At 72.8% G+C, this 20,177-nt stretch carries 16 protein-coding genes; 11 read left to right on the plus strand and 5 right to left on the minus strand.

Annotation, left to right across the window (positions count from 1 at the left end):
• Positions 1-68 precede the first annotated feature (68 nt).
• Genes AB0C66_RS18285 through AB0C66_RS18295 form a run of 3 tightly spaced genes read left to right on the plus strand, consistent with a single transcriptional unit; the run spans position 69 to position 2,724 of the window.
• Positions 69-755: a LuxR C-terminal-related transcriptional regulator gene (locus AB0C66_RS18285; protein WP_362439012.1), complete on the plus strand. Its 687-nt coding sequence runs from the start codon at positions 69-71 to the stop codon at positions 753-755.
• On the plus strand, positions 752-1,507 hold the full coding sequence (locus AB0C66_RS18290; protein ID WP_362439016.1) for a hypothetical protein: 756 nt from the start codon (positions 752-754) through the stop codon (positions 1,505-1,507). Before AB0C66_RS18285 ends, AB0C66_RS18290 begins: the two co-directional genes overlap by 4 nt.
• Positions 1,504-2,724: a cytochrome P450 gene (locus tag AB0C66_RS18295; protein WP_362439019.1), complete on the plus strand. Its 1,221-nt coding sequence runs from the start codon at positions 1,504-1,506 to the stop codon at positions 2,722-2,724. Before AB0C66_RS18290 ends, AB0C66_RS18295 begins: the two co-directional genes overlap by 4 nt.
• Here AB0C66_RS18295 and AB0C66_RS18300 read toward each other — a convergent pair.
• Entirely contained in the window at positions 2,698-4,347 is a 1,650-nt protein-coding gene (locus AB0C66_RS18300) for a PucR family transcriptional regulator ligand-binding domain-containing protein (protein ID WP_362439022.1), read from the minus strand. The two genes, AB0C66_RS18295 and AB0C66_RS18300, sit on opposite strands and share 27 nt — an antisense overlap.
• A gap of 191 nt (positions 4,348-4,538) precedes the next feature.
• On the opposite strand from AB0C66_RS18300, the gene AB0C66_RS18305 reads away from it, so the two are divergent.
• The 3 genes from AB0C66_RS18305 (at position 4,539) to AB0C66_RS18315 (ending at position 8,743) form a co-directional block, all read left to right on the plus strand.
• Positions 4,539-5,798, plus strand: a complete 1,260-nt coding sequence (locus tag AB0C66_RS18305) for an aminotransferase class III-fold pyridoxal phosphate-dependent enzyme (protein WP_362439025.1) — start codon at positions 4,539-4,541, stop codon at positions 5,796-5,798.
• 29 nt (positions 5,799-5,827) lie between these two features.
• Positions 5,828-7,300 carry an NAD-dependent succinate-semialdehyde dehydrogenase gene (locus tag AB0C66_RS18310; protein ID WP_362439028.1) on the plus strand — a complete coding sequence of 491 codons (1,473 nt, stop codon included), beginning with the start codon at positions 5,828-5,830 and terminating at the stop codon, positions 7,298-7,300.
• A gap of 126 nt (positions 7,301-7,426) precedes the next feature.
• The gene (locus AB0C66_RS18315; protein ID WP_362439031.1) at positions 7,427-8,743 is read left to right on the plus strand and encodes a CAP domain-containing protein; all 1,317 of its coding nucleotides are present in this window, start codon (positions 7,427-7,429) and stop codon (positions 8,741-8,743) included.
• Positions 8,744-8,792: 49 nt separating this feature from the next.
• Here the strand turns inward: AB0C66_RS18315 and AB0C66_RS18320 are convergent, their stop codons facing one another.
• On the minus strand, positions 8,793-9,581 hold the full coding sequence (locus AB0C66_RS18320; RefSeq protein ID WP_362439034.1) for a peptidoglycan-binding protein: 789 nt from the start codon (positions 9,579-9,581) through the stop codon (positions 8,793-8,795).
• A 207-nt stretch (positions 9,582-9,788) separates the two neighbouring features.
• Here AB0C66_RS18320 and AB0C66_RS18325 point away from each other — a divergent pair, with 207 nt between their 5' ends.
• Positions 9,789-11,036 (plus strand): FAD-dependent oxidoreductase, encoded by a 1,248-nt coding sequence (locus tag AB0C66_RS18325; protein ID WP_362439037.1) that lies wholly within the window; start codon positions 9,789-9,791, stop codon positions 11,034-11,036.
• A gap of 11 nt (positions 11,037-11,047) precedes the next feature.
• Here AB0C66_RS18325 and AB0C66_RS18330 read toward each other — a convergent pair whose 3' ends face one another.
• Complete coding sequence (locus tag AB0C66_RS18330) at positions 11,048-12,568, minus strand: amino acid permease (RefSeq protein WP_362439038.1); 1,521 nt, start codon at positions 12,566-12,568, stop codon at positions 11,048-11,050.
• Positions 12,569-12,664: 96 nt separating this feature from the next.
• Entirely contained in the window at positions 12,665-13,672 is a 1,008-nt protein-coding gene (locus AB0C66_RS18335) for a hypothetical protein (RefSeq protein WP_362439040.1), read from the minus strand.
• Positions 13,673-14,074: 402 nt separating this feature from the next.
• On the opposite strand from AB0C66_RS18335, the gene AB0C66_RS18340 reads away from it, so the two are divergent.
• From AB0C66_RS18340 to AB0C66_RS18350, 3 genes are read left to right on the plus strand one after another with little or no spacing between them, the layout of a single operon-like run.
• On the plus strand, positions 14,075-15,553 hold the full coding sequence (locus AB0C66_RS18340) for an FGGY family carbohydrate kinase (protein WP_362439043.1): 1,479 nt from the start codon (positions 14,075-14,077) through the stop codon (positions 15,551-15,553).
• Positions 15,550-16,998 carry an NAD(P)/FAD-dependent oxidoreductase gene (locus AB0C66_RS18345; RefSeq protein WP_362439046.1) on the plus strand — a complete coding sequence of 483 codons (1,449 nt, stop codon included), beginning with the start codon at positions 15,550-15,552 and terminating at the stop codon, positions 16,996-16,998. The genes AB0C66_RS18340 and AB0C66_RS18345 overlap by 4 nt, the downstream gene beginning before the upstream one ends.
• Positions 16,995-18,269: an FAD-dependent oxidoreductase gene (locus AB0C66_RS18350; RefSeq protein WP_362439048.1), complete on the plus strand. Its 1,275-nt coding sequence runs from the start codon at positions 16,995-16,997 to the stop codon at positions 18,267-18,269. Before AB0C66_RS18345 ends, AB0C66_RS18350 begins: the two co-directional genes overlap by 4 nt.
• A 68-nt stretch (positions 18,270-18,337) precedes the next feature.
• On the opposite strand, the gene AB0C66_RS18355 is transcribed toward AB0C66_RS18350, so the two are convergent.
• Entirely contained in the window at positions 18,338-18,712 is a 375-nt protein-coding gene (locus AB0C66_RS18355; protein WP_362439051.1) for an RNA-binding S4 domain-containing protein, read from the minus strand.
• A gap of 30 nt (positions 18,713-18,742) precedes the next feature.
• Here AB0C66_RS18355 and lpdA point away from each other — a divergent pair, with 30 nt between their 5' ends.
• On the plus strand, positions 18,743-20,143 hold the full coding sequence (gene lpdA, locus AB0C66_RS18360; RefSeq protein WP_362439054.1) for a dihydrolipoyl dehydrogenase: 1,401 nt from the start codon (positions 18,743-18,745) through the stop codon (positions 20,141-20,143).
• The last annotated feature ends 34 nt before the right edge of the window (positions 20,144-20,177 follow it).

The raw sequence follows: 20,177 nt of genomic DNA on the forward strand, positions 1-20,177 counted from the left end.
ATTCGAAAAACAATTGCGCGCGCAATTCCCCCCGGTAAATTCAGAATTCAGGAAGGGATGGCAGTCCCTTGGCAATGTCCGCACTAGCAGATTCGGCTCGGCCAACCCCCCACGAGCTCGGATGTGAACAGGCCGAGTACGCCGACCTCCTGCGCCAGTTCGAGCAGCCAGGGGTGTGTGTCGTATGTCTCGACCCGTCCCTGACGGTCCAGCAGGCCAGTCGGGAGTTCTTCCGCCAGTTCGACGACGCGTCGGCCGATGTCTGTGGCCGCGACTTCTGCGATCTGGTCCACCCCAGCGTTCAGCAGACCCTGCGGCGCCAGTTCACCGGGCTCGTGGACGGCTCCCGTCATCGCGTCGCCGCCCATACGGTGCTCGTCGGACCCCAGGGTTCGGCCTTCACCAGTGTGCTCACGGCCGTGGCCGTACGCGAGGGCCGCTCCCATGTGGCCTCCATCCTCGTGCTGTTGCGCCCCGCGGCGGGCGACGGCGAGGTCGACATGGTCACCGAACGCAAGAAACTGCTCACCGAGATCGAGGCGCGCATCCTGGAGGGGATCGCCGCCGGTCTGTCGACGATCCCCCTGGCCGCGCGGCTCTACCTCAGCCGCCAGGGCGTCGAGTACCACGTGACCCGGCTGCTCCGTAAGCTGCGGGTGCCCAACCGGGCGGCCCTGGTCTCCCGTGCCTACTCGATGGGCATCCTCAATGTGGGCTCCTGGCCCCCGAAGGTCGTCGAGGACTTCGTCAAGTGACCCCGCCCGAGGGGTGGGCGACACGCGGCCACAGCCGGTCCGGCGCGGACCGGCTGTGGCCGCGCCGCCACTCCAGGACCCATGAGGCGGCCCGGGCCCTCGCCGGACTGGATCCAGCGGTCGCCGACTACACCCGCGACGGAGCCGTCCGCACCGTACGGATCGCCCGCACCACCCCCCTCCGCGCCGACATCCTCCAGCTGCGCCGGGCCCATCACGGGCGGACGCTGCACCGCCTCGGCGTTCCGGTCTGGGACGAGGACGACGAGCGGGCCGTCCATCTGCTGTGCACGGAGGGCGACGCGGTGGCCGGCGCGCTCCGGGTCACCGTCGGCCGGGCCGGACAGGGCGAGCTCTACGAGGACTTCGGCCCGCTGGAGGAGACGCTCGGCGACGGTGAACTGCTGATGTTCGCCCGGCAGATCGTACGGCCGCGACGGCGCGGTACCGAGGTCGCCACCGCGCTGGCCCACGCCGCGTGTCTGTGGTGGAGCGTGCACTCCCGGCTGCGGCGGATCGCCTTCACCGGGATCACTCCCGGGGCCGTCGTCCCCGTCTTCGGAGCCGGTGCGGTCACCCCGCCCTTACCTCTGGGCCCGGAGTCCGTCCCGGTCGCCGTCTTCACCGGGCGGCTGGACACGGTCGCCGACGAGACCGCCCGGCGGCTGCTGCGGACCGGGTGGTCGATCACCCTCCGGGAGGCCCTGTGCGCGGACGGAGCCGGGGGCACGGCGCCCGGGGACGTCCCGTGAGCGATCCGCGGGCCCCCGCCGGGCCGCCACGGCTGCCGTTCCCCGGCGACCACCCGGCGGAACCGCCCACGTGCTACGCGCGGATGCGCCGGGAGTGCCCGGTCAGCCGGGTCCGGATGCCGTCCGGCGACCTCGGCTGGCTGGTCACCCGGTACAAGGACGCCCGGTTCGCGCTCTCCGACAGCCGGTTGAGCAAGGCCGCGCTCACCGCACCCGGCGCACCCCGTATCCGGCCCGGGGTCCTGCTGCCGGGCCTGCTGTTCACCACCGACCCGCCCGAGCACACCGCGCTGCGCACCCGGGCCACCGCGGCGCTGACCCGCACCCGGATCGACGGGCTGCGCCCCGCGGTCGCCGGGATCGCGGAGGAGCTCGTGGACGGCTTCGCCGCCCGTGCCGAGGCCGACCTCGTGGCCGATTTCGCCCGTCCGTTCGCCATGCGCGTGATGTGCCGGCTGCTGGGCGTCCCCCTGGGCGACCGCGACCGGTTCGCGCACTGGGCCGAGACGGTGCTCGCGGTCGACGGACACAGCCCCGATGAGGTCGAGCGCGCCCAGCGCGACCTCATGGCGTACACCGGAGCGCTGGTCACCGCCCGCGCCGCGGCGCCCGCGGACGATCTGGTCTCGGCGCTCGCCCGCGACGGCGACGACGCCACCGCCGTCTCCCTCGCCGCCACCTTCCTGGTCACCGGCTACGAGACGATGGTGGCCGCCGTGGCCAACGCGGTGCTGACCCTGCTCACCCGGGGCGGCCTGCCCGCGCCCTGGCCCGCCGACTCCCGGGCGCTGATCGAGGAACTGCTGCGGCTCGGCACCTTCGGCGACGCGCTGCGCTCCCGCCGCGCGACCGCCGACATCACCATGGGCGGGGTGGTGGTGCCCGCCGGAGACGTGGTGCTGGTCTCCCTCGCCTCGGCCAACCGTGACGAGACCGTCTTCACCGCCCCCGATGAGCTGCTGCCCGGCCGCACCCCGCGCCACCTCGGCTTCGGCCACGGCGCGCACTACTGCCCCGGCGCCCGGCTGGCCCGGGTGGAGCTGGAGACGGCCCTGCGCACGCTGGCCACCCGCCTCCCCGGGCTGCGGCTGGCGATGGCGCCGACGGAGGCGGTGCCGCGGGCGGGCTCCGCCGAGCGGCCGCCCGAACGGCTCGCCGTCCGCTGGGACCCGCCGGGCGGCGCGGACGGCTCAGGGCGCGGAGGAGGGACCCTGTGACAGCCGCAGTACCTGGAAGGCGGTGAGCGCGACATGGAGCTCGGTGCGCTGGACGCCGGACTCCAGATCACAGCCGAGCAGCCGCTCGATCGAACGCAGCCGCTGGTAGAACGCCTGACGTGACAGGTTGGCCCGCTTGGCGGCCACGGTCTTGTTGCCCGCCGCGTCCAGATAGGCGCGCAGCGTCGACAGCAGATCGGTGCCATGCCGCTCGTCGTAGTCGACCAGCCGCCCCAGCTGCCGTTCCACGTACTCCTGCACCCGTACATCGCCCCGCAGCGCGTACAGCAGCTGCCGTAGTCCGATATCGCACAGCTCATGGAAGGGCTTGTCCGGAAGTCCGGGGACGGCGGCGTCCGCGACCCGGGCCGCCTGCTGGAAGGAGCGCGCAAGCCGCGACAGATCCGCCACCTCCGAGCCCGCGCTGACCACCGCGTCCGGCCGTGACTCCCGCACCGAGCGGCTCAGCCGCTCCACCAGCGGACGCCAGGAGACCGAGGGCGCAAAGCCGAGCAGCACCCCGATATGGTCCCCGGGCACCGCGCCCACCAGCACGGACGTCCCGTCCGTCGCCAGCTCGGCGGTCAGCCGGTCGGCCAGCTCCGCCGACTCCTCGGGCCCCGGCCCCCGGGCCAGGGTGACCAGGGCGACGAGGAACCGGCGCCCGCGCACCGGTGTGCCCAGCGCCTCGGCCCGCGCCCTGGCCTCCCCGGCGGACCGGCAGCGCTGCTCGACCAGGTCCAGCAGCAGGGTGCGCTGCGCCCGCCGCTCCCACCGGGTGTGCTGGGTCAGCCGCGCGATGGTCAGGGCGGTGGCCGTGCGCTCCAGGACCATCGCGTGCTCGGGCCCTGTGGCCGGGGCGCCGGAGGCGTCCGGGAGCATCAGCAGCCGTCCCCAGCGCTCGCCCCGGTACTCCACCGCCGTCACCAGCCAGTGCTCCGGACCGCTGAGCTCGGTGCGGTCGGGGGAGGGGGTGGCGCGGGACCTTCGCTCCCAGCCGGTCAGCGCCTCCTCGACGCCCGGCCCCGGCGGGCCGCAGATCACCGCCTGGTGCACCAGGTTCTCCAGCACCACGGGATGGCCGCTCATCTCGGCCGCCATGCCCACCACCTCATCGGGCTCGGCGCCGCGCAGGGTCAGTGCGGTGAAGGTGTCATGGACGTCATGGGCCCGCCGCAGGCTCTCGATCTGACTGCCGATGATCATGGAGTGGACGATCTGGGTGACCTCCACGAAGTTCACGCTCCGGGAGAGCAGCACCAGCGGGAAATCCCGGTCCAGACAGGCGCGCACCAGCTCCTTCGGCGGCCGGTGGTAGCGCCGGACCAGCTCTATCACCAGCCCCGCCGCGCCGATGTCCGCCAGCTCCTCCACATAGCGCCGGACCTGCGAGGGGTCCTCCTCCGGCAGTGGCATCCCGGTGGTCAGCACCAGCTCCCCGCCCTTGAGGAACGAGGCCGGGTCGAGCAGCTCGGTGATATGCACCCAGCGCACCGGACGGGACAGCTGTCCCTGGCCGGAGACCACCTCCGGCAGCCCCGCCGCCAGCACCGGCAGCCGCAGCGCGGCGTCGAGCGTGAGCGGCCCGTCGGCCTCGTACGCGATACCGCCGGAGCCGTTCATGCGGATCACTCTGACAAGCTCCCGTCCCGTGCGCAACGGGCCCCCTTGACACCGTGCCGGTGCGGAGCCGTTGACAGATCGTCCATACCGATCACCACAGAGCGACACAATGATCATTGTCTTCGCCCGGTCCGCTCCGGCACGCTCGAAGAGTCCGTGGAAACGCCGACCTGTTGGGTGTGGGAGAGAACATGACCAATCTGTCGCCGCAGCTTCGCCAGGCCACCCCGGTGGTCGCCGTCCGTGGAGAGGGCGTCCACGTCGACGGCGAGGACGGCCGGCGGTATCTCGACTTCACCGCGGGCATCGGCGTCACCAGCACCGGACACTGCCATCCGCGGGTCGTCGCCGCGGCGCAGGAGCAGGTGGGCACCCTCATCCACGGCCAGTACACGACCGTGATGCACCCGCCGCTGCGGCGGCTGGTGGAGAAGCTGGGCGAGGTGCTGCCGCCGGGGCTCGACAGCCTGTTCTTCGCCAACTCGGGCAGTGAGGCTGTCGAGTCGGCCCTGCGGCTGGCCCGTCAGGCCACCGGACGGCCGAATGTCCTGGTCTGCCACGGCGGCTTCCACGGCCGTACCGTCGCGACCGCGTCCATGACGACCTCCGGCACCCGCTTCCGCTCCGGTTTCTCGCCCCTGATGAGCGGTGTGGTGGTGACCCCGTTCCCCACCGCCTACCGGTACGGCTGGGACGAGGAGACCGCGACCACGTTCGCCCTGCGCGAGCTGGACTACGTCCTCCAGAGCATCTCCCACCCCGACGACACCGCGGCGATCATCGTCGAACCGGTGCTCGGCGAGGGCGGCTACGTACCCGCCACCGAGGGCTTCCTCCAGGGGCTGCGCGAACGGGCCGACCGCCACGGCTTCCTGCTCATCCTGGACGAGGTGCAGACCGGCGTCGGGCGCACCGGAAAGTTCTGGGGCCATGACCACTTCGGGACCCGCCCCGACATCCTGGTCACCGCCAAGGGCCTGGCCAGCGGCTTTCCGTTGTCCGGTATCGCGGCCTCCGAGGAGCTGATGAGCAAGGCATGGCCCGGCTCCCAGGGCGGTACGTACGGCGCCAATGCCGTGGCGTGCGCCGCCGCGGCGGCCACCCTCGACGTGGTGCGCGAGGAGAACCTCGTCGCCAACGCCGCGGCCATGGGGGCGCGGCTGCGCGGCGGGCTCGAGGACGTGGCCGCGAAGACCCCGGCCATCGGCGATGTCCGCGGCCTCGGTCTGATGCAGGCCAGCGAGTTCGTCACCGAGGACGGCGAGCCGGACCCGGCGACGGCCGCCCGGGTCCAGAAGGCCGCGATCGACGAAGGGCTGTTGCTGCTGCTGTGCGGGGCCTGGAACCATGTGGTCCGGATGATCCCCGCCCTGGTCGTCGACGAAGCGGCGATCGACGAGGGTCTGCGCGCCTGGTCCGCCGCCGTGAGCGCCGGCACGGCGGGCTCCTGACGCACCGCACCCCGAAGGAGACTGCCGCCATGTCCACCCCCTCGTTCCCCGCCGCGGCCGATGTGCTCGCCACGGTGCCCAAGAAGCTCTACATCGCCGGATCCTGGTCCGACGCGGCCGGTGGCCTGACCATGCCGGTCGACGACCCGGCCACCGGTGAGGCGCTGTGCGAGGTCGCCGACGCCAGCCCCGCGGACGGTCAGCGGGCCCTGGCCGCCGCCGAGGACGCCCAGGAGAAGTGGGCCGCCACCGCGCCCCGGGCCCGCAGCGAGATCCTGCGCCGCGCCTATGAACTGATCCTGGAGCGCGCCGACGCGCTCGCCGCCCTGATGACGGCCGAAATGGGCAAACCGCTCGCCGAGGCGCGCGGTGAGGCCGCCTACGCCGCCGAGTTCTTCCGCTGGTTCTCCGAGGAGGCCGTCCGTATCGACGGCGGCTTCGCCACGATGCCGGACGGCAAGAACCGCATGCTGCTGATGCGCCGCCCCGTCGGCCCCTGTCTGCTCATCACCCCGTGGAACTTCCCGCTGGCCATGGGCACCCGCAAGATCGGCCCGGCGATCGCCGCGGGCTGCACCATGGTGCTCAAGCCCGCGCCCCAGACGCCGCTGTCCAGCCTCGCCCTCGCCGGGATCCTGGAGGAGGCCGGTCTTCCGCCGGGCGTACTGAACGTGGTGACCACCTCACGCGCGGGAGAGGTGGTGGAGCCGCTGCTGACCGGCGGGCAGATCCGCAAGCTCTCCTTCACCGGCTCCACCCAGGTCGGGCGCACCCTGCTGGCCCAGTGCGCGCCCGCCGTCGTCCGCACCTCCATGGAACTCGGCGGCAACGCGCCCTTCGTCGTCTTCGACGACGCCGACCTCGATGTCGCGGTCGAGGGCGCCATGATGGCCAAGATGCGGAACATGGGGGAGGCGTGCACCGCGGCCAACCGGTTCTTCGTGCACCGGTCCGTGGCCGCCGAGTTCGCCGAGCGGCTCGCCCGCCGGATGGGCGCGCTCGAGGTGGGCCCCGGCAGCCGCCCCGGTGTCGACGTGGGCCCGCTGATCGACCGGGCGGGCCGGGAGAAGGTCGAGGAGCTGGTCGCCGACGCGGTGGCCCGCGGCGCCGAGGTCCTGGTCGGCGGCAGCACCCCGGACGGACCCGGCTGCTTCTACCCGCCCACGGTGCTCACCGGAGTGGACCGCGCGAGCAGGCTGATGGAGACCGAGATCTTCGGACCGGTCGCGGCCATCCTCAGCTTCGACGACGAGGACGAGGTCGTCGCCACCGCCAACGCCACCGAATGGGGGCTGGTGGGCTATGTGTTCACCCAGGAACTCAACCGGGCGCTGCGGATGAGCGAACGGCTCGAGGTCGGCATGGTCGGCCTCAACACCGGACTGGTCTCCAACCCGGCGGCCCCCTTCGGCGGGGTCAAGCAGTCCGGACTCGGCCGTGAGGGCGGCCGGGTCGGCATCGACGAGTTCCTGGAGTACAAGTACGTCGCGGTCCCGGTCTGACCGCGCCGCCCGGCTGAACCGCGCCCGCCCCGGCTCCCACGGCCCGGGGCGGGCGCGGACCCGTTTTCCGGAACCACCGGCCCGGCCGGGGCGTTGCCCCCATGAACGCGGTGGTGAGGAGCGGACATGGGCGAGTTGGTCCCCGGCGGCAACCTGCCGCTGCCCGAGGGCGCGCTGACGATCAGGGTGCCCGGTCCCTTCGACCTGTCCGCGCTGATCACGGGCGCGGACGGAAAGGTCGCGGGCGACGCCGACTTCGTCTTCTTCAACCAGCCCTCGGCCCCCGGCGCGCGGCTGCACGGCGACACCCTCACCCTCGACCCCCGGCGGCTGCGCCCGGCCGCCGAGCGGATCACCGTCGTCGTCAGCCCCGGCGACCCCGCCACCCCGCTCGGGCGGCTGCCGGTGCCCGTGCTGACCGTCCTGGCGGGCGGCGGCGCGCCGGTCGCCCGGTTCACCCCGCCACGCCCCGCCCAGGAGACCGTGCTGCTGCTCGCCGAGGTCTACCGGCGCGGCGGCCGGTGGAAGGTGCGTGCGCTCGGCCAGGGGTATGCCGACGGACTGGCCGGAGTGGCGCGGGACTTCGGAGTCGAGGTGGCCGAGGACGCCCCGGCCCCGCCCGCCGCCCCGGCACCCTCCCCGCTCCCGCGGCAGGGGCACTGCCCCGCGCCGGAAGGATCGCTCGCCGTGGTGAACGCCGCGCGGGCGCGGGCCGGAGCGCCGCCCCTGACCCTCGACCTCCGGCTGAGCACGGCAGCGCGGAAACACGCCGGGTCCATGGCCGCCGTCGGCCGGCTCGCCGTGGAGGGCCCGGACGGGGTCTCACTGTTTCAGCAGATCGCCACCTCGGGCTATCGTTGTCTGACCGTCGAAGAGCACCTGGTCTCCGGTCCGCGCACGCCCGAGGAGTTCGTGGAGTACTGCCTGTCCGGCGGGGAGCGCCGCGGCCCGTTCGGCGATCCGGCCGTGGTCCACCTCGGCCTCGGCCGGGCGGTCGGCCCCGGCGGTGACGTCTACTGGACGGCGGTGTGGGCCCGGCCGTTCACCCCGGACGGTCTGAACCGGCTCACCTCCGAGGTCATCACGCTCACCAACGCCGAGCGGGCCGCCGCCCGGCTCGCCCCGCTCACCGCCGAACCGCGGCTGACCACGGCCGCACAGCGGCACAGCGACGACATGGTCGCCCGTGACTTCTACTCCCACACCGCGCCCGAGGGGCAGCAGCCCTGGGACCGGGCCCGGGCCGCCGGAGCCACCCACCGGGGCATCGGGGAGAACATCGCCTGCGGGCAGCGCTCCGCGGCGGAGGTCGTCCAGGGCTGGATGAACAGCCCGGGCCATCGCGCCAATATCCTCAAGCCCGACTTCTCCCATATCGGCGTCGGCTACGCCACCGGCAGCCGGGCCGGTACCTACTGGACCCAGGTCTTCGGCAGCGTCTGACGGCCGCGGCGGGTCCGGGTCCGGGTCCGACGGACGGTGCGGGGGCCGTTCAGGTGCGGGACTCCAGATCGCGCCGGGTGGCGTCCCCGTACACCCCGTTGGCGTCACCACGGATCCCGTACCAGACCTGGAAGCGGGACACGGCCTCGGCGAGGGTCTGGTCGTACGTGCCGTTGACCTGTCCGCCCCGGTACACCTCCGGGATCCGCAGCAGCCGCGTCTGGAGCTCGGTGACCTGCGGACCGCTGTCCCCGAGCGTCAGGATGTTCGGATGCGCGTTCTGCTGCCACTCCCCGTCCGGCGTCCGCTCCCGGGGCTGTGACGGAGGCGCTGCGGGCTCCGTGGGTGTGATGGCGCCCCCGGCCGACGGCGGTGCGCTCACCCCGCCCGTCACCGGAGGGGCGGCCGCACCCGTCGCCGCGTCCCGGGGCAGCACCAGGACCAGCGTCAGCGCGACTCCCGCGCCCAGTCCGCCCATGAGCAGCGCCGCGGCCCGGGAGCGGCGCCGTACCAGCGGGCCGGGTACGCGCAAGGCGCCGGAGGCCGGAGCCAGGGGCACCGCGTCCCAAGAGCCCGGCACCCCCGGACGGGGCTCCATCTCCTGGGTGTCGGCCTCGGCCATCTGATGGGCCACCGGCGGCAGCGGAGCACCGGGCGGGCGGAACAGACGCAGTTCCTCCATCCACTCCTCGACCGGAGGCCCCGGGGGCGCGTCCGGTCCCCGCGCCGCACCGGGCTCCGGGACTGGACCGGGCGCGGGCACCGTGCGGAAGGTGCTGCCGGTCGGCTGGACCGTCCGGCGTCCGGTCCGCCGGCCGGGATCGTGTTCGGCTGCCATACGACCTCCTTCTGCGCCCCACACCGTCAAGCGGTCATACGGACGGAAGTCCGGGACGTCTCAAGGGGACGGCACACCGAGCACCCCGGATCAGTGACCCCACTGGTCCCTCCGCTCCCCGCACCGGTGGTGATAGGGCGTGGCTCCCCGGGGTACCGATTCTGAGGTGTTGCCCTGTCTCCTGACATAGCGAAGGGAGCGCAAGCGATGGAACGGACCACGTGTTGTGTGGTGGGCGGTGGTCCCGCCGGGATGGTCCTCGGGCTGCTGCTGGCCAGAGCGGGCGTCGAGGTGACCGTCCTGGAGAAGCACGGCGACTTCCTGCGCGACTTCCGCGGTGACACGGTGCACCCCAGCACCCTGGCGCTGCTGGAGGACCTGGGCCTGGCCGAGCGGTTCGCCGCCCTGCCCCAGCGGCACGTCCGCACCGTCCAGCTGCCCATCGGGCCGGACGGCGACCTGGTCACCGTGGGCGATATCGGCGCCCTCTCCGGGCCGTACAACTACGTCGCCATGGTGCCGCAGTGGGACCTGCTGGACCTGCTGGCCGACGAGGCCGCGCGGGAGCCCTCGTTCCGGCTGCGGCTGAACACCGAGGCCACCTCCTTCCTCCGGGAGGGCGGACGGATCACCGGGGTGCGCTATCGCGAGCACACCCCGGACGGCGCCACCGGCGAACTGCACGCCACCCTCACGGTGGCCTGCGACGGCCGGGGCTCCCTGGCCAGGGCCCTGCCCGAGTTGGGGCTGCGCTCCTTCCCCTGCCCGATGGACGCCTGGTGGCTGCGGCTGCCGCGGCGTGCGTCGGATCCGCAGGGGGTGGTGGGCAACGCGGGCGACCGCTTCCTCACCGCCATGATCGACCGTGGTGACTACTGGCAGTGCGCCGTCCTCATCCCCAAGGGCGCCGACGAGGAACGCCGCGCCGCGGGTCTCGACCGGTTCCTGGCCGAGTTCGCCGAGGTGGCCCCGTGGCTCGCCGACCGCGAGCCGGAGCTGAAGTCCTGGGACGAGGTGAAGCTGCTGGACGTACGGATGGAACGGCTCCGCCGCTGGCACCGCCCCGGGCTGCTGTGCATCGGCGACGCCGCGCACGCCATGTCGCCCGTCTTCGGGATCGGGATCAATCTCGCCGTCGAGGACGCCGTCGCCGCCGCCCGCCATCTCGTCCGGCCGCTGCGTGCGGGCACCGTCGGACTGCACGACGTCCGCGCCGTCCAGCGCCGCCGGTGGCCGACCACGGCGGCGACCCAGGCACTCCAGCGGCTCGCCCATGCCCGCGTCATCGAACCGCTGCTCAGCGGGCGTTCACCGGTCGGCAAGGCGGTGGGCGCCCTGCGGATGGCCGATCTGCTGAACCGGGCGCCGTGGCTGAAGCGGGCCCCCGCGTACTTCCTCGCCTACGGCGCGATGCGCGAGCGCCCGCCCGCCGCGTCGCTGCGCCGACCGGGCTGAAGCCGGGTTGCTCAGATGATGCCCTCCGCGATCTCCGCCTGCTCCCGGGCGGTCCCGTAGCCGGTGGGGGTCTGGTACGAGCGGCGGGCGACGAACCACCAGACGGTGGCCAGCAGCAGCACCACGGCCAGTGCGAGGGAGGCGTAGTTCATCGAGCCGACCGTCACCGGGCTGGACTGCGGGAGACAGAACAGCACGGTCACACAGGCCACCCACACCACCGCCACCCAGCCGACCGGCTTGCTCCAGCGGCCCAGGTGCCACGGCCCCGGACGGAAGCGGTCCCCGGCGCGCAGCCGCAGGAAGATGGGGATGGCGTAGGCGGGGGTGATACCGATGACGTTGATGGCCGTCACCGCGCCGTAGGCGGTCTCGGAGTACAGCGACGGCAGCGCCAGCACACACGCGACCGCCACCGCCAGCCACACCGCGGGCACCGGGGTCTGGGTGCGGGAGCTGACCCGCTGCCACAGCCGGGACCCGGGCAGCGCCCCGTCCCGGCTGAACGCGAACACCATCCGGCTGGCCGCCGCCACCTCGGCGTTGCCGCAGAACAGCTGCGCCACGATGACGATGAGCAGCATGGCGGTGGCGCCGCCGGTGCCGAGGGCGTCGATGAGGATCTGCGCCGGGGGCACCCCGGTCTCGCTGTTCCGGGCCCCGGCGTAGTCCTGGATGGCGAAGGTCAGCCCGGCCAGCAGTACAAAACCGGCCACCCAGGACACCCAGATGGCGCGGACGATCCCGCGTGCGGCGGACACCGAGGCGTTGGAGGTCTCCTCGGACAGATGCGCGGAGGCGTCGTACCCGGAGAAGGTGTACTGCGCGAGCAGCAGCCCGATCGCCGCCACGTACAGGGGGTTCGACCAACCGGTGTCATTGACGAACTCGGTGAACACGAACTCCGGCGACTGGTGGTGGGACGGAACGATCGCCAGCGCCCCGACGATCACGGCCACCCCCGCCAGGTGCCACCACACACTGATCGAGTTGAGCAGGCTGACCAGCCGCACCCCGAACAGGTTCAGCACCGCGTGCAGCAGCAGGACGCAGATGAAGATGACCATGGTCGATCCGGGGGTGGGATCGAAGCCCCACTGGAGCTGGAACAGCGCCCCGGTGAACAGCGCGGCGCCGTAGTCGATTCCGGCGATCGCGCCCAGCAGCCCCAGCAGATTGAGCCAGCCGGTGTACCAGCCCCAGGCCCGGCCGCCGAGCCGGTCGGCCATGTAGTACAGCGCGCCGGAGGTGGGGTAGGCGCTGGTCACCTCCGCCAGCGCCAGCCCGACGAACAGGACGAACAGACCGACCCCGGCCCAGCCCCACAGCATCACCGCGGGACCGCCGGTCTCCATTCCGAAGCCGTACAGCGTCATACAGCCGGACAGGATCGAGATCACCGAGAAGCTGATGGCGAAGTTGCCGAAGCCGCCCATCCGGCGGGCCAGAACCGGCTGATAGCCCAGTTCCCGCAGCCGCTGCTCTTCGTCCGGCCGTGGGGCGGGCCCTGACTGCGACCATGCCGTGGACATGAAGGTACCTCCGGAATCGGAAAGCGGAGAACGTTCACCATGAGGGGGTCAACGCGAGGGGTCGGCGCGGGGCGAGGGGGAGCCGAGTGGCGGCGCTCAGCCGTTCGGCCCGGGTCTGGGCCCGCGGGCGCCCGCGAGACAGCGGGTCCGGGCGCGCAGAAAGGTATCCTCGGCCTGTGCGCGGTCCGCGGGGTCGGTGGTGCGACAGGCCCAGGGGAGCGTGGTGAAATACGGTCCCAGCGCCTTGAACACCCGGGCCGCGTCCGGGAATTGCAGCCCTCCCCACAGGGCGTGTGCCAGGTGGTTGAGGTCCAGCAGGGAACTTGTCATCGGGTCCGCCCGCTCGAACCAGCCGTGCAGCGCCCGGTTGGCGTCCCGGGCCGCGTCCTCGGTGGCCCAGTGCAGGTCGAGCGCCTTCTCGAAACCGCGCTCCTCCCGGTAGCGCTCGACATGGACATAGAGCGGCAGCACATACAGGGGTGATCCCTCGGGCGCGCCCGAGACCACCCACTGCACGAAGTTGACCGCCTCGGCCAGCGAACCACCCGCCCGCCGCATGTACACGAACTGGAGCATCCGGTGGTACGCCTCGCGGTTGTACGGATCGCGCCGGTCGGCCTCGGCCAGCAGCCCCCAGGGGCCGGGGAAGAGCAGTGGCCCCGGCGGATCCACCCGGTGCTCGGCCATCCGCTGCCGGCCGTCCAGCTGTGCCAGGGCCAGCAGACACACCCAGGGCACCGGGTCCGCCGCGGAGTTGTGCGCGGCCATCCGGCAGGACTCCCACGCCTCCTGCCACAGCTCCCGGGTGCGCTGATGTCCCTCCCGGTGGGCGCGGACCGCCCGTTCCACCATGACCCGGGTGTGCATCACCAGCGCCGCCACACTGCGCGGCTCCTCGGTCCGCCAGGTGTCCACCACATTGGATCCGGCGGCCACCGCGGCCAGCACCTGGGTGCGCTGTGTCCACAGCGCCCAGGTCGGGGTCTCCGCCAGCAGGTTGCGCATCGAGATCCAGCGGCCGGTCCGCAGGTCCTGCACGGCGATGCGCAGCCCATCGTCATGACCCGCCGGGTGGTAGACGGGGCGGAACTCTTCCTCGGCCATCGGATGACTTTCCTGCGGTGCTGACGTGACACGAACCGGACGGGGAGCGGGCTGCTCGGGCTGCTCGGGCTGCGCGGGTCGCTGATGAGCGACTACTGATGGAGCGTCATATATGCGGGTACGCCGGGGATGCCGCTTCCGGGCGTGCTGGCTGGCTGGTGGATGTGGAGGATCCTAGGGCATGTCCGTGTCGGGTACACGACCGCGTCTCCCGCCAATCCGCCGCCCACGGCCGGTGGTGTGGAGAAATGGCGCCGGTTCGGAGCCGCCCTTGACGCCGCGTGGACGCTGCCAGCAGGCTTCTGTACGCGATCATCGACACCACCACGACCGGCCGACCTCCGATCGACACCCCTCGATCGAGCGAACACGATCGACGAACTCCCCTGCGGAGAACGGGACATGCTGTCAGCAGAGCGCCGCGAACCCACCCCGGCCGACCCCCTGAGCGGCCCGGTGCTCGCCGTCGACCAGGGCACCTCGGGCACCAAAGCGCTGGTCGTATGTCCCGAGCGTGGTGTGCTCGGCACCGGTACGGCCACCGTGCGCCCCCGCTTCCTGCCCGGTGGACTGGTCGAGGTGGACCCCGCCGCGCTGCTCGGCTCGGTCATCGACGCCGGACGCCGGGCGCTCGCCGCGGCGGGCGAACCGGTGGTGGCGGTCGGGTTGGCCAATCAGGGCGAGACCGTGCTCGCCTGGGACCCCGCCACCGGGACCCCATTGACCGACGCCCTGGTGTGGCAGGACCGGCGGGCCGAGACGGTGTGCGCCGATCTCGCGCCCCACGCGGACACCCTGCGCGAACTGACCGGACTCCCGCTCGACCCCTACTTCGCGGCGCCCAAGATGGCGTGGATCCGCCGCCACCGCACCCGCGACGGCGTGGTCACCACCAGCGATGTCTGGCTGGTCCACCAGCTCACCGGAGAGTTCGTCACCGACGCGGCCACCGCGGGCCGCACCCAACTGCTCGACCTGGACCGGGTGGAGTGGTCCCCCAAGGCACTGGACCTCTTCGGGCTGAGCGCCGAGCGGCTGCCGCGGGTCGTCGACTCCGACACCGCGGTCGGTACCACCACCGCCTTCGGCCCCCGGATCCCGCTCACCGGGCTGCTCGTCGACCAGCAGGCCGCACTGCTGGCCCAGCGGGTGACCCGGGCCGGTGCCGCCAAATGCACTTACGGCACCGGTGCCTTCCTGCTCGCCCAGACCGGCCCCCGGCCCCGCCGCGGCACCCACGGCCTGGTCAGCTGTGTGGCGTGGCGACTCCGCGGGCGCACCAACTACTGCCTGGACGGGCAGGTGTACACCGCCGCCTCCGCGGTGCGCTGGCTCACCGACCTCAAGGTGATCGGCGGACCCGAGGACCTCGACCCCGTCGGCGGAAGTGTGCCGGACACCGGGGGAGTCACCTTCGTACCGGCGCTCGCCGGACTCGCCGCGCCATGGTGGCGCGGCGACGCACGGGGCTCGCTCACCGGGCTGGGCCTGGACACCACCGCGGGCCATCTGGTGCGCGCGCTGTGCGAGGGCATCGCGGCCCAGGTGGCCGAGATCGCCACCGCCGCCTCCGCCGATCTGGGCGCACCCCTGACGAGCCTTCGGGTGGACGGCGGACTCACCCGCTCGGCCCTCCTGATGCAGACCCAGGCCGACCTGTTGCAACGGCCCGTGGAAGTGTCCGCGCTGCCCGACGTCACCGCGCTGGGCGTGGCCGCCACCGCCCGGCTGGGACTCGACCCCGGCCTCGCCGTCGAACGGGCCGTCCCCGACTGGGAACCCTCCGCCGTCTACGAACCGCGGATCGGCCCCGACCGGGCCGCCGAGCGGCTGGCGCGCTTCCGGGCGGCCGTGGCCGCGCTGCCGGATGCCGCGGCATGACCGTCACGACCACGGGTGGCCTCCCGGACGAGGTCTATGACGTGGCCATCGTCGGCGCCGGGGTGGTCGGCACCGCCATCGCCCGCGAACTGGCCCGGCACCGGCTGCGGATCGCGCTCCTCGAGGCGTCCGACGACGTCGGCAACGGCACCTCCAAGGCCAACACCGCGATTCTGCACACCGGTTTCGACGCCACCCCGGACACCCTCGAAGCCCGGCTGGTGCGCGACGGCTACCAGCGGCTGAACACCTACGCCGCCGAGGTGGGCATCCCGGTGGAGCGGCTCGGCGCACTCCTGGTGGCCTGGGACGCCGAACAGCTCACCGCGCTCCCGGCACTCGCCGGGAAGGCGGTGCGCAACGGCTGCCACCAGACCCGGATCCTCGACGCCGACGCTGTCCACGCCCGCGAACCGCGGCTGGGACCCGGTGCCCTCGGGGCGCTCGACGTCCCCGGCGAGAGCATCATCTGCCCCTGGACGACCACCCTCGCCTACGCCACACAGGCGGTGCGCGCCGGTGTCCACCTCCATCTCCACTGCGCGGTACGGGACGTGACCCCCGGCGAACCCCACCGCGTGGCCACCACCCGGGGTGTGCTGCGCACCCGCCACCTGGTCAACGCGGCGGGTCTGTACGCCGACGAGATCGACCGGCTGCTCGGCCATGGCGACTTCCGGGTGACCCCGCGCCGTGGCCAGCTCATCGTCTTCGACAAGTTCGCCCGCGGACTGGTGAACCACATCCTGTTGCCGGTGCCCACCGCACTCGGCAAGGGGGTGCTGGTCGCGCCGACCGTCTACGGCAATGTGCTGCTCGGCCCGACCGCCGAGGACCTCGGCGACAAGTGCGCCACCGGCTCGTCGGCCGACGGGCTCGCCCTCCTCCGCGAGAAGGGCGCGCGGATCATGCCGGAGCTGCTGGACGAGGAGATCACCGCGGTCTACGCCGGACTGCGCGCCGCCACCGAACACGGCGACTACCAGATCCGCGCCCACCCCGCCCAGCGCTATGTGTCCGTCGGCGGCATCCGCTCCACCGGGCTGACGGCCTCGCTGGCCATCGCCGCCCATGTGGCCGAACTCCTCACAGGATGCGGACTCGACCCCGGTCCCGCGCGGGAGCTCGAACCGCTGCGGATGCCCACCCTCGGCGAGGCGTTCCCGCGCCCCTACCAGCGGGCCGACCTCATCGCCGCCGACCCCGCCTACGGCACCGTCGTCTGCCACTGCGAACGCGTCACCCGCGGTGAGATCCGCGACGCGCTCAACAGCACCGTGCCGCCGGGCTCCCTCGGCGGTCTCCAGCGCCGCACCCGCGCGCTGGGCGGCCGCTGCCAGGGGTTCGCCTGCGGAGCCGCCGTACGCGCCCAGTTCGACGAGCACCTCGCGTCCGGCGCACCCTTCCGCACCCCCGGCACACCACCGACGAAGGCACGGCGATGACCCACCCGACCGACCCCGCTACCGCCCCGTCCGGCCGCCGCCCGCGCAGCGTCGACGTACTGGTCGTCGGCGCCGGACCGGCCGGACTCGCCGTCGCCGCGCGGCTGGCCGCGGCGGGGGTGCGGGTGGAGGTGCTGGAGCGTGAGCGGTACGCGGGCGGCGTCACCCGCCACTGCCACCACACCGGATTCGGACTGCGGGATCTGCGGCGGATGATGAGCGGCCCGGACTACGCCCGCCACCACCTCGCCACCGCCCTGCGCGCCGGCGCGGGTGTGCGCACCGGTGTCACCGCCACCGGCTGGGCGGGACCGCGCACCCTGGACACCACCGGCCCCGGCGGCCTGGAACGGATCACCGCACGGGCCGTGGTCCTCGCCACCGGAGCCCGTGAACGACCGCGCGCCGCGCGGCTGGTGCCCGGTGACCGCCCGGCCGGTGTGCTCACCACGGGCCAGCTCCAGCAGGCCGTCCACCTCCACCACCAGACCGTCGGCCGCCGGGCGGTGGTGATCGGCGCCGAACACATCAGCTACTCCGCCGTTCTCACCCTCCGCCACGCCGGGGCCGATGTTGCCGCCATGGTCACCGACTTGCCACGCCACCAGACCTTCCGGGCGTTCGACCTCGGCGCCCGGCTGCGCCACCGCTTCCCGCTGCTCACCGACACCACGGTGACCGAACTGACCGGACGGGGACGGCTGGCCGGGGTACGGGTGCGCCACCGCGACGGCAGAACCGCGACCATCCCCTGCGACACCGTGGTGTTCACCGGCGACTGGATCCCCGACCACGAACTCGTCCGGAGCGCCGGAATCGCCCTGGACCACGGCACCCGCGGCCCCGCGGCGGACACCGAGTTCCGCACCGGAGAGCCCGGGGTGTTCGCCGTGGGCAATCTGCTGCACCCCGTCGAGACAGCCGATATGGCCGCCCTCGACGGCCGGTTCGCGGCCGGACCGGTGCTGCGCCATCTGACGGACGGACGATGGCCCGCGGACCCGCTGCCGGTGCGCGTCGCCGCGCCCCTGCGCTGGATCGCGCCCAACCGCGTCGACCCCGACGGCCCCCGTCCGCCACTGGACCGGTTCACCCTGCGGACCGCCGCGTTCCTGACCCGGCCGGACCTCACCGTCCGTCAGGACGGCCGTACGCTGCACCGGCGGCGGGTGGCGCGCACCGCGGTACCCACCCGTCCGCTATACCTCGGCGCCGACTGGATCGTCTCGGCGGATCCGCGCGGCGGGCCGGTGCTGATCACCGTGGACTGACCGCCGCGAGACCCGGCGGGCGGGAGTGCCCCGGCCCGTGAGCGGCGGTCGGCCGCACCCCGGCGCGCTCACAGACCGCGCAGCCGCTCCATATCCCGCCGGTCCCGCTTGGTCGGCCGCCCGGTGCCACGGTCACGCAGCGCGATCGGGACCGTCTGTTCGCGCGGCGGCGGAGGCGGGCTCTTGTCCATGTAGCACTCCACCGCGACGGGCGCTCCGACGCGCTTGCGCACGATCCGCGACACCACCACGATCCGGTCCCGCCCGCCGTGGCGCAGCCGGACCTCGTCCCCGGCGCGTACCGCGTGAGCGGGCTTGACCCGCTCGCCATTGACGCGCACATGACCGGCACGACAGGCCGAGGCGGCCGTCGAACGCGTCTTCGTGAGCCGCACGGACCAGATCCAGCTGTCCACCCGTACGGACCCCTCATCAGAAGCCATAGTCCGACTCTAATGTCTAAGGTGCGACGCATGAGCGCACATTTCGACGTCGTGATCCTGGGAGCGGGATCGGGCGGCTATGTCGCGGCGATCCGCGCCGCGCAGCTCGGTCTGACCACGGCCATCGTGGAGGAACGCTACTGGGGCGGCGTCTGTCTGAACGTGGGCTGCATCCCCTCCAAGGCGCTGCTGCGCAACGCCGAGCTGGCCCATCTGTTCACCCATGAGGCGGCGACCTTCGGGTTCCGGATGACCGGCGATGTGACCCTCGACTACCAGGCGGCCTTCGACCGCAGCCGGAAGGTGGCGGACGGCCGGGTGCGCGGCATCCACTACCTGATGAAGAAGAACAAGATCACCCAGTACGACGGGCGGGGCACCTTCACCGGCTCCCACGACATGCGGGTCGCCCTCGCCGACGGCCGCGTCGAGACCCTGACCTTCGACCACTGTGTGATCGCGGCGGGCGCGTCCACCAATCTGCTGCCCGGCACCTCGCTGAGCGACCGTGTGGTGACCTACGAGGAGCAGATCCTCTCGCCGGAGCTGCCCGGCAGTGTGCTGATCGTGGGCGCGGGCGCCATCGGCGTCGAATTCGCGTACATCATGCACAGCTACGGGGTGCAGGTGACGCTGGTGGAGTTCCTGGACCGGATCGTCCCCCTGGAGGACGAGGAGGTCTCCGCCGAGCTGGCACGCCGCTACCGCAAGCTGGGCATCCACGTCCTGACCTCCACCCGGGTCGAGGCGATCAACGACTCGGGCCCCGCCGTCAAGGTCATGGTCACCACCGGCGGTCAGCGGCAGACCCTCCAGGCCGGGAAGGTGCTCCAGGCGATCGGGTTCAGCCCCCGGGTCGAGGGATACGGGCTGGAGCACACCGGTGTCCGGCTCACCGAGCGCGGCGCCATCGACGTCGACGGCCACTGCCGTACCAATGTGCCGCATATCTTCGCGGTCGGGGACGTCACCGCCAAGCTGATGCTCGCGCACGCGGCAGAGGCCATGGGCATCGTCGCGGCCGAGTCCATCGCCGACGCGGAGACCATGGAGCTGGACTACGTCATGATCCCGCGCGCCACCTTCTGTCAGCCGCAGATCGCCAGCTTCGGCTGGACCGAGGCCCAGGCCCGCGAGCGCGGCTTCGACGTACGGGTGGCCAAGTTCCCGTTCAGCGCCAACGGCAAGGCCCACGGTCTGGGCGACCCCATCGGGTTCGTGAAGCTCATCAGCGACGGCCGCCACGGTGAACTGCTCGGCGGCCATCTCATCGGTCCCGAGGTCACCGAGCTGCTTCCGGAGCTCACCCTCGCGCAGCAGTGGGATCTGACGGTGCACGAGGTGGCCCGTAACATCCACGCGCACCCCACGCTCAGCGAGGCCGTCAAGGAAGCGGTCCATGGGCTGGCGGGACACATGGTCAATATGTGATCCGCCCATCGGGCCACCGCTCGGTGCGTTCGAG

Source organism: Streptomyces sp. NPDC048636 (genome assembly GCF_040650655.1).
Classification (GTDB): Bacteria; Actinomycetota; Actinomycetes; order Streptomycetales; family Streptomycetaceae; genus Streptomyces.